Below are 14,313 nucleotides of genomic sequence, written 5' to 3' on the forward strand. Positions count from 1 at the left end.
CGTATGACCCCTTCTAACATTTCTGCACGGCGTATCGAAATCCAGGGCGTTGTCCAGGGTGTGGGATTCCGTCCTTTTCTTTTCGGTCTGGCCGGGGTCCACAGCCTAACAGGAAGGGTGTCCAATACCGCCCGGGGCGTGGATCTTTTGGTGGAAGGACCGGCGGATGCCCTTGAGGCCTTTATCCGTGAGATCCGGGAAAAAAAACCCCTGCTCAGCCGGATCACGGGGCTGGAATTCCGCCCCGAACCGGTGCAGGGATTTACCCGTTTTGAGATTGTGAAAAGCGGCGGCGGGGAGGACCGGTTTACCCTGATATCCCCGGATGTGAGCATCTGCCCGGACTGTCTGGCCGAAATGATGGATCCCGATGACCGGCGGTTTGAATACCCCTTTATCAATTGCACCAATTGCGGCCCCCGGTATACCATTATCCGGGATATTCCCTATGACAGGCCCAAGACATCCATGAAGGATTTTCCCATGTGCCCGGACTGCCTGGCAGAGTATGGGGATCCTCTGGACCGGCGGTTCCATGCCCAGCCCAATGCCTGTCCGGTCTGCGGCCCCCAGGTCTTTTTAACGGATAATGAGGGGACACGGGTTGACCGGGATCCGGGCCATGCCCTGGATCTGGCGGCAACGTTGCTGGGGCAGGGAAAGATCCTGGCCGTAAAGGGGCTGGGCGGATTTCACCTGGCCTGCGATGCCGCCAATGAGGCGGCGGTGGCACTGCTGCGTCAAAGGAAAAACCGGCCGGACAAACCCTTTGCCCTGATGGCATCATCGGCGGACAGCCTGTCCGGCCATGTCCATCTGGCAGCGGATGAACGGGAATTGCTCAATTCCTTCCACCGGCCCATTGTACTATTCAAGAAAAAAGAGGCTGGCGGCCTTCAGGGCCTGGCACCTTCCATTGCCCCGTACAACCGCTGTCTGGGGATCATGCTTCCCTATACCCCCCTTCATTACCTGCTTTTGGCCAAGGGGCCTGATATTCTGGTCATGACCTCGGGGAACCGTTCCGGGGAGCCCCTGTCCATTGATAATGATGATGCCCTGGACGCATTTGCCCACATTGCCGATTATTTTCTCTTCCACAACCGGGACATTTATTTCAGGGCCGACGATTCCATCGCGAGGGTGCAGAAGGGGAAAACAAGGTTTTTGCGTCGGTCCAGGGGGTATGCGCCCCTGCCCGTTGATCTGGCGCCCTTTGCAGGGGAAAAACTGCCCATGGTGCTGGGCTGCGGGGCCGGGATGAAATCAAGTATCTGCCTGACCCGGGACCAATACGGGTTCATGAGCCAGCATATCGGGGACCTGGAAAACCCGAAAGTGCACGGATTCTACAGCCAAACCATCGGCCACATGGAAAAAATACTGGACATTACCCCCCGGATCGCAGCCCACGATCTCCACCCCGGTTATTTCAGTACCGAATATGCCAAAGCGCTGGGGGAGAAAGGGATTCCCCTGGTGGGGGTACAGCACCACCACGCCCACGCCCTTTCCTGCATGGCCGAAAACCAGCTTGATGGCGAGGTGATGGCCCTGACCCTGGACGGTACAGGGCTTGGCACAGACGGTCATATCTGGGGGGGGGAGATCCTCACCTGCACCTATGGCGGATTTACGCGCCGGGCCCGTCTGGCCATGCTGCCCATGCCCGGCGGGGATGCCGCCGTGCTGGAGCCCTGGCGGATGGCCGCCGCCCTGCTGTATAAAACCCTGGGACCGGAATTTCTGGATCTGGATATCCCCTATATGGCTGCCATGGACAAAAAGAAGCTGGCGTTTCTTATCCAGATGATGGACAGAGGGGTGAACGCCCCCCTGACCTCCAGTGCCGGCCGGCTATTTGATGCGGTCTCCGCCTTGAACTGCATCCGGCAGAAGATTTCCCACGATTCCCAGGCAGCCATGGAATTGGAGGCCCTGGCCGTGGGCCGGAAAGGGGCGCCCTATCCCTTCAGCCTCAGAAAAGATAAGGGGGGATGCCGGGTGATTGATCCCGGGCCCATGGTCCGGGAGATGGTTGAAGATATCCGCAGGAATGTACCGCCGGGAGAGATTTCCGTCCGGTTTCATTCCGGGCTCGCACGGGTATTCGCGGAAACGGCCGGCCTGGTCCGGGAAGAAACCGGGCTTGACCGGGTGGTGCTCTCCGGCGGGGTATTCAATAATGATTTAATATTTAACAATATTGTGGACGGACTTGAAGGAAAGGGGTTTGAGGTGTATACCCATTCCCGGGTCCCCTGCGGGGACGGCGGCATCGCCATGGGCCAGGCCATGGCGGCAGCGGCGAGGCTGGCCCAAGAACAACCAAAGGCATAGAGGAAAACCATGGGGTTAAAATATATTGAAGAGTTCCGGGACCCGGAACTGGCAAGGGAACTGATCAAGCGGATTCAGGAAACAAGCACCGGGGAACTTCGGCTGATGGAGGTCTGCGGGACCCATACCATGTCCATCTTCCGCCACGGCATCCGTTCCGTGCTCCCGGAAGGGATTAAACTGCTTTCCGGCCCGGGCTGTCCGGTCTGCGTGACCGCCCAGAAGGACATCGACGCCTATGTGGCCTTTGCCAGAAAAGAGGATGTCATCGTCACCACCTTCGGGGATCTGATGAAGGTGCCGGGGTCCGGTTCCACCCTGGCAAAGGAGAAGGCGGGCGGCGCCGATGTGAGAATCGTGTATTCCATCTTTGATGCCGTGAACATCGCCAAGGAGAATCCTGATAAGGAGGTGGTCTTCTGTGCCGTTGGTTTTGAAACCACCATTCCCACCATTGCGGCGGCTGTGATGACGGCAAGGGCCGACAATGTGGAAAATTTCAGTATCTACGCGGCCAATAAACTGACCCCCCCGGCCCTGGCCGCCCTGATGGAGGCGGACGGGGTGAAGATCGACGGATTCATCCTGCCCGGCCATGTTTCGGTGATCACCGGGACGGATGCCTACCGGCCGACCTTTGAAAAATATGATGTGCCCTCGGTGATCACGGGCTTTGAGCCGGTGGATATCCTCCAGGCGGTGCTGCTTCTGGTGGCGCAGAATGCGGCGGGAAAACCCGAACTGGTGAATGCTTATCCCCGGGCGGTTTGTGATGAAGGCAATGTGAAGGCCAAGAATATCATGAACCAGGTCTTTGAGCTTTCCGGTGCGACCTGGCGTGGCATTGGAGAGATTCCGGAGAGCGGCATGTCGCTGAAAAATGAGTATGCCGCCTTTGATGCCGCCCGAAAATTCAATATGACGGACCTGCCCGATGTGCCCGAGCCCAAGGGCTGTGCCTGCGGGGAGATCCTCATGGGCCTTAAAACACCCGAGGCCTGCAAGCTTTATAAAAAGGTCTGCAATCCCATGAGCCCGGTGGGGCCCTGTATGGTGTCGAGTGAAGGGGCCTGTGCCGCTTATTACAAATATAGTTAGCGTGTTTTCATTTAAGCGCTGGGATGAGGCTGTGCTAAAAATGAGTAAGGATAAGAACCATGAGTGATAATGATAAGGTATTGCTGGACCACGGCTCCGGGGGCAAGGTCTCCCATGCCATGTTTTCCAAGTTGATTTTGCCCCTGTTCGACAACCCCGAGCTGTCCAAACAGGACGACGGGGCTGTATTTGAGGTGCCCAAGGGCCGGATGGCCTTTTCAACGGATTCCTATGTGGTGGACCCCATTTTTTTCCCGGGAGGGAATATCGGGGAACTGGCGGTGAACGGGACGGTCAACGATGTGGCCATGTGCGGAGCGGTTCCCCTGTACATTTCAGTGGGGCTGATCATTGAGGAAGGCCTGCCCATAAAAGACCTGAAAGCCATTTTGGAAGCCATGGCTGCGGCCGCCAAAAAGGCGGGTGTGAGGATCGCCACCGGAGACACCAAGGTGGTGCCCCGGGGCAAGGCCGATAAAATATTTATCAACACCTCTGGGGTGGGCGTCATCCCCGAAGGCGTTGATGTATCCGGTGACCGGGCCAAACCAGGGGATAAAATCATAGTCTCGGGTACCATTGCCGACCACGGCATCACCATCCTCAGCGAACGGGAAGGGCTTAAATTCGACTCGGATGTGAAGACCGATTCCGCCCCCCTTAACCACATGGTTAAATCCGTGCTGGATTGCGGATGTGAGGTCCATGTACTGCGGGATCCCACCCGGGGCGGGCTGGGCACCACCCTTAACGAGATTGCCGGCCAGTCCAATGTGGGCATCCGCCTGTTCGAAAATCAACTGCCGGTCCGCGGTTCGGTCCAGGGCACCTGCGAGTTGCTGGGGTTTGATCCCCTTTACGTGGCCAACGAAGGAAAACTCATCGCCATTGTTCCTGAAAAGGATGCGCAACAGGCCCTTGAAGTGATCCGGCAGGATGAATTCGGAAAAGAGGCGGTTATTGTCGGCGAGGTCACAAAAGAGGATCCGGGCCGGGTTATTCTCCAGACCCTTATCGGCGGCACCCGCATCGTGGATATGCTGACCGGTGAACAATTGCCCCGTATCTGCTGATGATGAATTGATTCTCAGGCAGTAAATAAAAAAGTATTCCAGGGACCGGGACGGGCAGACCGGAGGCGGCGGGCACTTTTTTCAAGGTGCTCTAATGCCGTCCACGAAAAATCCGTTAAACTCGTCCTTCGTCCTCAAACAAAACGGATTTTTTCGTTCCACGCCATAGAGCCCCTAAGAAAAAAGCACCTTGATGCCGCCACCGGCCTGCCCGCCCCTCAGTGCCAATCTCTAATTTCTTTAACTGTGATGGTTTTTTAGATGCGAATCCGGATAGTGGCGAGAAGGGAAGGGGCCTGATATCTGTTTTCTCAGATTCGCCTTGAAACTATCAGCAAAAGTAAGCTATATCTCCAATAAAATTGATTCTCGTTATTGGGCCAACCTTTCCAAGATGGTTGGATAACATTCATTAAATTTGAATGATGGCTGATTTATTCTACTCAACAATATTCTTCATGTTTCCCATATATTTGGTCGTTGGGATTCTCTTAGTGCGATTACTCTTTGTTAAATTTATTAATCCCGCAATTGGTTTTTCCGGAAAACAAATATCAAAAAAAATAAATTGGGAAAGTGCAACCGTAAAAGGAGAGGACTATGAAGTTTACCAACTTCCGAATTCAATAAAGATATTGGCAATTCTTATCGTCTGCTATACGACATATTATGTTTTTAACAGAGAATCAACTTATGGTGGCCTTTTCGAGAGTTATTTATTCTTTGGGTTAAGTTGGGCCTTTTTTTTATTCCAAATTTATAAGATCGAACTTATCGAAGATCAATATTTAGTCTTTCACAGGGTTTTAAAGAAAACAAAATTTGAAATCAAAGAAATAACGCATGATTTTGATGGTATCCGATATTACAGGTTATACTACAAAAATGGCTCAGTCTATTTAGACCATATGATTCAGGGTATAGAATCCTTTAAAAATAGAATAAATAAGTTGAACCCAGAAATGAGCCACGAAGAGCTTTCCGCTAAAAACCTTCACAAAGATATTTGGGGATTTCAGTTTGCTTTTCACTACATAATTTTTGGACTTGGTCTAATAGCGTTGATCATATTCGTTTGTATTAAAATATTTTTTAATTTCTGGACATAACGAACGGCTACACAATGATACGGACCTTTACGCTGCGCTCCGAGATTGGCAACTGTGAGCCTTGGTGTTAAAGTCAACTCTATACATTATACTCCTGCATCTCCATAAGGTTCGGTCCGGAAGCAGGAGTATAATTGTTTTGGGGCGATGGGGCTTAGGCCAGAAGCTCTTTGATGTGCTTTCTGATGACCTTGAGGTAGTTGTCAAAGGCATCGGCCAGGGGCGGGGTGAGTTCCGTACCCCAGTCGATGGTTTTGGGCTCGATGCCGATGACCCTCAGATAGGGGCGGTTGCCCCTCATTTCCGCCATGCCCAGGGAGTCCAGCAGGTCGATGTCATGGAGGGAGAGCATCTGCTTTTTATCCTTGCGCAACTGGTCTTCTTCCAGGCTGTAGATGGTGCCGGGCTCATGGCCGGCCCGGACAATGTCCAGCACCAGCACCTTTTCGTATTCTTCAAAGAGGTAGAAGATGTCCTGGGTAAAGGTACCCCCGTCCACAAAATCAACCAGGGACTCGTCCCAGTCCTCTTTTTCCTTCCAGAATTCATTAATGGCATGGACACCGATGCCCTCATCCTGAAGCAGTGTGTTGCCCACGCCCAGTACCAATAGCTTTTTCATTTACCGCTTTTCCTTGCTTTCAAAAACAATGGGGAGGCGGGCCTGATGATGTTCGGGCCAGCCTCCCCATTATATTAGGTTCAGATCAATGAGATCCGATGGTCCGTCAATTAAAGGGGAAGTTCCACTTTAACTTCTTTACCGGTATCTGCGTCCAGCACGTGGACGGCACAGCCCAGTCAGGGGTCGTAGGCGCGTATCAGGCGCCCGACGTTCACGGGGTTGTCGATATCCGGAACGGGGACGCCGATGAGGGATTCCTCAATGGGTCCTCTGACGCCCATATCGTCTCTGGGGTTGGCGTTCCAGATGGTGGCGGAGGTGATCTGGTAGTTGGAGATCACGGAATCCTTGATGTCCACATAGTGGAGCAGGGCACCGCGGGGGGCTTCGGTCAGGCCCATGCCTTCCGCCTTTTCGGGGATGGGAGCCGGAACAAAGGTTTCTTTGCCGGGCTCGGCCTGGGTGAGCCATTCTTCAACGGCCATGGCAACCAGGGCAGTTTCTTCAGCCCGTGCCACATGGCGGCCCAGGATGGAGAAGCAGGCATCGCCGATGTCACGCAGCTTTTTGACGCCAAGGGCGGCCTGGCCTGCTTTGGACAGCTCGGGATTGGTGGCCCACATTCTGGCCAGGGGGCCTGCTTCGACGGGCTTGTTGTTGTATCTGGGAGCCTTGATGAAAGAGTAGGCGCCTGCTTTATTGGGATCCGGCATGGTCTGTCCCTTGGTGGGATTGAGGCCTGTGGTGGAATCCTTGAACCAGGAGTATTTAACGTACTCTTTGATCTTGGCGGGATCCACATCGTAGTCTTTGCCGTCGATGTAGATACCGGGTTTGAGCAGGGTGTTCTTTCCGCCGGCATCCAGGGGGAATACGCCGAAGGATACCAGGTTTTTGTGGCCCACACCTGTTTTCAGCAGGTCGCCGTAGGGGCCGGCCAGCAGGTAAATCAGGGGAACATATTTGTTGAAGACGAAGTCTTTAACTTTTTTGAAGCGCTCTGCATAGGCGTTCAGGGCTTCACGGGTGGGGATTTCAGTGGCGCCGCCCGCTACAATACCCTGGACATGGGGCATTTTGCCGCCGAGAAGGGCAACCATCTCATGGCAGATTTTTCTGATTTCAAGGGCTTCAAGGTACTGGTCAACGCCGACTTTGTTGGTCTTGGGATCAAGACGAACGTCATTGTTGCCGTATCTGGGGATAAAGGGCGCGGTATCCGGACCGTTGACATAGTCCAGGGCTGCCAGGTGGTAGAAATGCAGGATATGGGACTGCAGGAAGTTGGCACCCAGGATCAGGTTACGGGCGATCCTGCCGTTTTCAGTGAGTTTGACGCCGAAGGCATCATCAAGGGCCATGGCAGATGCCGTGGCATGGGCAGTGGGGCAGACGCCGCAGATTCTCTGGGTGATCTGGGTGGCGTCCCTGGGGTCCCGGCCCCGAAGGATCTGTTCGAAACCGCGGTACATACCGCCTGAGAGACGGGCATCTACTACCACACCGTCCTTAACTTCTACTTCTGCCTTAAGGTGACCCTCAATCCGGGTGACCGGATCTATATGGATCTTAACTTTTCCGGCTTTCTTAGTCATAAAACCTCCTTGGGTTCAGTATAATTTCGGAAATTATGAGGGTTCGTAAAAGGGTGAAGAGGAATCGGGGAATCCCGGCTCAACACAGCCGATGCAAACGGCGTTATCCACACACCAGTTCAGGCCGCCGTTCCATTTTCTCTTGAAGCAGTCGGCATAGGTGTCCGGCCCTTTACACCCGAGATCCATACGGCATCCCTTGGGGTCGGTAATGATTTCAGAAAGTTCGCCTTCGTCGTAGGCTGCCAGTCTGGGGCAGTTGTCGTGGATGTTTTCACCGAAGAAGAGGGTGGGGCGTCCGTCGTCGTCCAGCTCGGGAATCCCTTTTTCCAGGAGATGGGCGATGGAAAGAACGATCCAGTCGGGATGGGGCGGGCAGCCGGGGATGTTCACAACCGGTGTTTTAATGCCTTCTGCCTTGAAGAAGTCCATCACGCCGGTGGCGCCGGTGACGTTGCCTTCAGCAGCAGGGATGCCGCCGTAAGCTGCGCAGGTGCCCACGGCCAGTACGGAACCTGCCATGGGAGACAGTTCTTTCATCAGCTCAACCAGGGAGTATTCTTTGTGGTGGTATTCGCCCACAATACAGTATTTTCCGTCTTCAGCAGTCGGGATGGCACCTTCGACAACAATGGAAAATCTGCCTTTGTACTCTTTGGCAATGGCAAACAGGTTATCCAGAGCCTCTTCGCCTTCGCTGGCCATGATGGTGGGGTGATACTGCAGGCTGATGATCTTAAGCAGGACGTCTGCAATGGGGGGAGACACGGAGTTCAGCAGGCTGACTGAGCAGCCGGTGCATCCCTGACCCTGGATCCAGACAACCGGATGGCGTTCCAGACCTTTTTCAAGGGCATGAATGAACGCAGGGTTCACCACCTGAGAAATACCGATACCGGCAGCAGTTCCGGTAACGGCCTTCAGAAAGCTCCGCCTGGTCACTCCAGATTTCTTCTGTTGCGTTTCGGGCAACACTTGTTCGTCTTTCACGGGCACCTCCTTGATGCTGTTAACAACTAAAAAAACTTGCCTATCTATTCTTTCATCCCGGTTTCGACCGGGATTGTCGAGCATTGTGCAAATTATGCAAAATATGCTTGTGCAAAACAATTGAATCAATATAATGGGGGCATTTAATTGTCAATTAAAAATTTGAATGCCTTTGGGGTAAATCATCTATTAAATCAATATCCGCCGAAAAATGAGCGGATTAATGGATTGCACAAAGTTTCAAGCTTTTGTGAAATGGTCTGAAATGGATAGACCATTTACATGGGCTTTGGGAAAGGCAGAGGGAGCCATGGGGCTGACCTTTAATGTCGGGCGCCTGGCCGAATTGGTCGGAGTCCACCGCAATACCATCACCAACTGGATCAAAAAAGGGGTGCTGCCGGCAACCCCTGCGCCGGCAAAGCGCTATACCCTTTCAAAAGAAGCGTTTATCATTTTCTGCACCCGGGCCAATATCCCGGCCACGGTAATGGACCGGGTGCTGTCCGACCCGTCCATGCAGGAGGGGGACGGGACGGACCGGTCAGCGGCAGAAGCGGCGTCTGGAACGGATGTAACGGCACCCGTTGCTGAAAATGCTTCGGATTCGGTCATGGTGGTGGGGGGCGGCATTGCCGGCATCCAGGCGGCACTGGACCTTGCCGATACCGGGTTTGATGTCTTTTTGGTTGAAAAGAGTGCCGGCATCGGCGGCACCATGGCCCGGCTTGACAAAACCTTTCCCACGGATGACTGCGCCCCCTGTATTCTCCTTCCCAGGCTGGCGGACTGCGTCCGCCGTCCCAACATCAGACTGATTACCCTGGCCGAGGTGGACTCGGTGGCCGGGCGGGTCGGGGATTTTAAAATCCGGATCAAGAAAACGCCTAGATATATTGATGTGGATCAGTGTATGGCCTGCGGCCTCTGTGCCCAGAAATGCCCGGTGTCTGTCATTGATGATTTTGACCAGGGATTGGGACGGCGGAAGGCCGTATATCTGCCCTATGACCAGTCCGAGCCCAGGAAGTACGCGGTTGATCCTGATGCCTGCCTCTGGCTGACCCGGAAAAAATGCCGGGTGTGCGAGGCGGTCTGTCCGACAGGCGCAATGAATTTCAGGCAGGCCGGGAGTGTGGAGGATCTCCGTGTGGGGGCGGTGGTGCTTGCACCGGGGTTTTCCCCCTATGATCCGGCTGGAAATGATTTTTACGGGTATCCTGTGACCCCGGACCTGGTGACCAGTCTGGAGTTTGAGCGGCTGCTTTCTGCGGGCGGTCCCACGGGTGGTGTGCTTCTCCGGCCGTCGGACCTGACGGCGCCCAAAAGAATCGCATGGGTGCAATGTGTCGGTTCCAGACATATCAACGGCTGCAACACCGCCTATTGTTCCAATATCTGTTGTATGTCCACGGTGAAACAGGGGATGGCAGTGGCCGAGCAGCCCGGGGGGCGCAGGACGGAACGGGTGGTTTTTGTGGAGGATGTGCGCAGCCACGGCAAGGAGTCCGAGGCCTATTTCATGCGGGCAAAGTCCGGCGGTATCCGGTTCGTCCGGGCCCTGCCCAGCGCGCTGGAACCGGGTGCCAGGAGCAGAGGGGTCCGGGTCGAATATAAGGATGGCACCGGGAGGACACGAACCGAGGCCTTTGACATGGCGGTGCTGGCCATTGGGTTTGAGGCACCCCAGGGCGCCGGCCGTCTGGCCCGGCAGTTCGGTATTGAGCTGGATGGCCAGGGGTTTGCCCAAACCCCATATTTCGAGCCGGTGGAGACCAGCAGGGCCGGGGTGTATGCGGCCGGGGCGTTTAAAAATCCGGTTGCCATCCCCAGGGCGGTGGTCCAGGCGTCGGCCGCCGCCGCCTCTGTCTCAAAGGCCCTGGCCGGCCGGCGCCGCACACTGGCGGGGGAAGAAGACCTCCCCCGGGAACGGGATATCTCCGGGGAGGCCCCGTCCATCGGCGTTTTTATCTGTTCATGCGGAAGCAATATTTCAGGGGTGGTGGATGTGACGGCCCTGGGGGAATATGCCGCAGCCCTTTCCCATGTGGATTATGTGGAGAACAATCTGTTTACCTGTGCTGTGGCGGTTCAGAAAAATATCAGGGACCGGATCAGGGAAATGAAGCTGAACCGGATTGTCATTGCCGCCTGCTCCCCCCTCACCCATGAGCATATGTTCCGGTCCACCTTGAGGGAGGCCGGGCTTAACGGGTACATGGTGGAAATGGCCAACATCAGAAATCTGAACGCCTGGGTTCACCGGGAGAATCCCCGGGGGGCCACCCGGAAAGCCATGGCCCAGGTGGGGATGGCCGTGGCCCGGGTTGCACTGAACACTCCCCTGGCCCGGGTGCCCATTGGGGTGGTTCCCAGGGCACTTGTGGTGGGCGGTGGGGTGGCCGGGATGACAGCGGCACTGACCATTGCAGATGCCGGCATCCATACCCTTATTGTGGAAAAGGAAACCCGGCTGGGGGGGAATGCCCTGAACCTTGATACCTGCTTTAACGGTGATCCGGTGGGCCCCATGCTGGCGGACCTGATCCGCCGGGTTGAAGGCCATCCCCATATCCGCGTCTGCATGGGGGCGGTGCTGGAGGATGGCGGGGGGGCGGCCGGCCGTTTTACAGCGAAAATCAGGGCCGGCAGAACCCTTGAGTCTTTCAGCTTCGGGGCGGCGGTGATGGCCACGGGGGGAGTTGAGGCCAGGCCCGGGGAATACGGCTTCGGCCCCCAGACCCGCCCCGGGGTGATGACCCAGATGGAATTTGACCGGCAGGTGATGGCACGCCGCGAAAAACTGGACCGTACCTCGGATGTGGTTTTCATTCAATGTGTCGGATCCAGGGAAGACGGCCGGATTTATTGCAGCCGGATCTGCTGCATCCATTCGGTAAAGGCGGCAATTGCACTGAAACAGCATGACCCCGGCATCCGGGTACATATCCTCTACCGGGAGATCCGGACCTATGGAAAATGGGAGACCCTGTACACCAGGGCAAAGGCCCTGGGGGTCTCCTTTGTCCGGTATACCCGGGAAACCAAGCCGGTGGTCTCATTTGGAGACAATCAGATAAGGGTGGCCGCAGCCGCTCCCCGGGGCGGGACACTGACGATTAATGCCGATTATCTGGTACTGGCCTCCGGGGTCACTGCCGGGGATAACAGATCACTGGCGGAAATGTTCCGGTTTTCAGTCAATGAGGATGGATTCTTCAATGGGGCCCACCCGAAATTGAGACCGGTGGACCTGTCGGTGGCCGGCCTTTTCCTCGCCGGGCTGTGCAATTACCCCAAGCCCATGGACGAATCCATTGAAGAGGCCCGGGCCGCGGGGCTGCGTGCGGTAAACCTTCTCTCCCAGAATGAAATTAAATCCGATGCCGTCAAGGCATATGTGACCGATGGGTGCGACGGTTGCGCCCTCTGTGTGGATGCCTGCCCCTTTGGGGCGATTTCCCTTGTCAGCCAGGGGCGGGATAAAGGGACGGACGGTATTGGAAAGAGGGGGGGGCGGGCGGCCGTTGACCCGGCCCTGTGCCAGGGGTGCGGCATTTGCGCCGCCACCTGCGGGCGTGACGGCATCCTGGTCCGGGGATTTACCACCGACCAGCTCCGGGCACAGGTCCTGGCTGCCCAGGGACCCTCTGGTAGCGGGTTTGATCCGATTATCGTCGGGTTCTTATGCAATTGGTGCTCCTATGCCGGCGCGGACGGCGCAGGTGCGGCCCGGCTTCAGTATCCGGCCGGGTTCCGGCCCATCCGGGTCATGTGTTCGGGCATGGTCCGGCCGGACCTGGTCCTTGACGCCTTTAACAGCGGGGCGGACGGTGTCATCGTTTTGGGGTGCCATCCCGGGGAATGCCACTACATTGAAGGAAATACCCGGGCGGCGGCCCGGGCCGGGGCCCTTTCATTCTCCCTGGATCGGATGGGGATCAACCCGGAACGCTTCGGCCTGGGGTGGATATCGGCGGCCCAGGCCGGGGCGTTTGCCCGGGAGGTGGCCGCATTCTCGCAAAAGATAAAGGGGCTCGGCCCCCTGGCCAGGGGGACGAAAAGAAAGGGGGCAGCCGATGAAATCTTTTTTTGATCTGGTGCAGTCGGTACAGAAGAACGGGTTGTGCTGTAACTGCATGGGCTGCGCGGTATTCTGCCGGGCGGCCGGGTTCAATGCCCTCGGGATCAATTCTGAGGGGAAACCCGTCTATGAAAAAATGGAGAATTGTTTTGAATGCGGCCTTTGCCATGCCGTCTGCCCGGCGCTGGGGGAATTTGACGGGGACATAAAAGCGCAGGCCGGATGGACGGCCCCGCCTGGCCGGATCCTTGAGGCGGTTATTGTTGGAGCTGCCGGCCCCGGGGAGGCGCCCGGCGCCCTTGCCCGCCTTTTGATCCAGCTGTTTGACAGCCGGCGCATTGACGGTGTGGTGGTCACCCTGCCCGGGGGCCATGTTTCCCTTGGGGCCTCCCGGGAGAAGATTTTGGCCGCTGTCCGGCCCATCCCGGAGGATGGGGCCGGCCGGATCCGGGTAGAGGAAAAAGGGAATTTGGATGTATTGCAGCCGATTGTCGCTGGGGCCTTGACCCGGGTCGCCCTGGTCGGCGCCCCGTGCCAGATCAGGGCCCTGAGGAAGATGCAGGTGCTGAACCTGGCGCCTTCCCATGCCATTGAGATCTGTTTCGGCCTGTTTTGCAGCGGAGAAAAATACCTGGCGGGCTGCAGGTATTGCAGTGATTTCTCATCGGAATTCGCAGATATCTCCTGGGGGAGGGTGGAGGGCCTTCAAACGGGGGAAAGCACGTTCATTGCACGGACAGACGCAGGGCAGGCTATGTTGACCGATTGTCTGGCCGCCGGGGAGCTTGTGCCGCCGGAGGGCGGCGGCCATGGACGTGAGGCCCCGGCCATGGCCGTGAAGACGGTGAAATCCGTTTCTGCCCGGAAAAAAGCAAGGGCCCTGCGCAATCTGCGAAGTCTTAAAACCAGGTCGGTAAAGGTGAATATCTGATTTGCCCCCGGGTTTCCGGCCGGACGGGGATGGACCGAAAAAAGCGGATGGCGAAACAATTTCTTGATTTTTTTAGGAAAATAAGAATAAAATACAGCCTAAATGCCCCAGTAAACGAAAGCCGAACAATGAAAAAAGAAAAAAACACCCGGGTTGAGGAATTGAGGGCCGATGTGAGAGAGGCCGCGGAAAAAGGGGGGAGCATAGAATTCAAACCCTCTGAAAATGCCATGGTTTACCAGTTCGGTCTCAGGGATTGGTCCACGTCCGGACTGGGTATCCTGGTCCGTAACGATTCAAGGGTCCTGGCCCTGATTGAGGTGGGGCAGGTGATCTCCCTGAAGGTCCACGACCCCGGGGGGCATGTGTCTGATACCCCTATTGAGGCAGAAATCCGCCATATTTCGGAACCGGAGGATGGCCGCCACCCCGACCATAAAATCATCGGCCTTCAGATCCTATAGCTGC

General features: G+C 56.1%; 10 protein-coding genes. 7 read left to right on the forward strand and 3 right to left on the reverse strand.

Annotated elements, in window-relative coordinates:
• Nucleotides 1-3 precede the first annotated feature (3 nt).
• From hypF to HUN04_19630, 4 genes are all read left to right on the forward strand, one after another.
• Nucleotides 4-2,340, forward strand: a complete 2,337-nt coding sequence (gene hypF / locus HUN04_19615; protein ID WDP91796.1) for a carbamoyltransferase HypF — start codon at nt 4-6, stop codon at nt 2,338-2,340.
• A gap of 9 nt (nt 2,341-2,349) precedes the next feature.
• A complete protein-coding gene (hypD, locus tag HUN04_19620; protein WDP91797.1) occupies nt 2,350-3,438 on the forward strand; it encodes a hydrogenase formation protein HypD in 1,089 nt (362 codons plus the stop codon).
• A gap of 59 nt (nt 3,439-3,497) precedes the next feature.
• The gene (hypE, locus tag HUN04_19625) at nt 3,498-4,511 is read left to right on the forward strand and encodes a hydrogenase expression/formation protein HypE (GenBank protein ID WDP91798.1); all 1,014 of its coding nucleotides are present in this window, start codon (nt 3,498-3,500) and stop codon (nt 4,509-4,511) included.
• A 422-nt stretch (nt 4,512-4,933) separates the two neighbouring features.
• A complete protein-coding gene (locus HUN04_19630; GenBank protein WDP91799.1) occupies nt 4,934-5,620 on the forward strand; it encodes a hypothetical protein in 687 nt (228 codons plus the stop codon).
• Nucleotides 5,621-5,774: 154 nt separating this feature from the next.
• Here the strand turns inward: HUN04_19630 and HUN04_19635 are convergent, their stop codons facing one another.
• The 3 genes from HUN04_19635 to HUN04_19645 form a co-directional block, all read right to left on the reverse strand.
• Nucleotides 5,775-6,242, reverse strand: coding sequence for a HyaD/HybD family hydrogenase maturation endopeptidase (locus HUN04_19635; protein ID WDP91800.1), 468 nt, complete (start codon nt 6,240-6,242; stop codon nt 5,775-5,777).
• A gap of 179 nt (nt 6,243-6,421) precedes the next feature.
• Nucleotides 6,422-7,840: a nickel-dependent hydrogenase large subunit gene (locus HUN04_19640; GenBank protein WDP91801.1), complete on the reverse strand. Its 1,419-nt coding sequence runs from the start codon at nt 7,838-7,840 to the stop codon at nt 6,422-6,424.
• A 33-nt stretch (nt 7,841-7,873) separates the two neighbouring features.
• Nucleotides 7,874-8,914: a hydrogenase small subunit gene (locus HUN04_19645; GenBank protein WDP91802.1), complete on the reverse strand. Its 1,041-nt coding sequence runs from the start codon at nt 8,912-8,914 to the stop codon at nt 7,874-7,876.
• Nucleotides 8,915-9,095: 181 nt separating this feature from the next.
• Between HUN04_19645 and HUN04_19650 the strand changes: the two genes are divergently transcribed.
• From HUN04_19650 to HUN04_19660, 3 genes are all read left to right on the forward strand, one after another.
• The gene (locus HUN04_19650; GenBank protein WDP91803.1) at nt 9,096-12,926 is read left to right on the forward strand and encodes a hydrogenase iron-sulfur subunit; all 3,831 of its coding nucleotides are present in this window, start codon (nt 9,096-9,098) and stop codon (nt 12,924-12,926) included.
• Nucleotides 12,910-13,845, forward strand: a complete 936-nt coding sequence (locus HUN04_19655; GenBank protein WDP91804.1) for a Coenzyme F420 hydrogenase/dehydrogenase, beta subunit C-terminal domain — start codon at nt 12,910-12,912, stop codon at nt 13,843-13,845. The genes HUN04_19650 and HUN04_19655 overlap by 17 nt, the downstream gene beginning before the upstream one ends.
• Nucleotides 13,846-13,973: 128 nt before the next feature.
• Entirely contained in the window at nt 13,974-14,309 is a 336-nt protein-coding gene (locus tag HUN04_19660; protein WDP91805.1) for a hypothetical protein, read from the forward strand.
• The last annotated feature ends 4 nt before the right edge of the window (nt 14,310-14,313 follow it).

The sequence above is a fragment of the Desulfobacter sp. genome (assembly GCA_028768525.1).
Lineage (GTDB): Bacteria > Desulfobacterota > Desulfobacteria > Desulfobacterales > Desulfobacteraceae > Desulfobacter.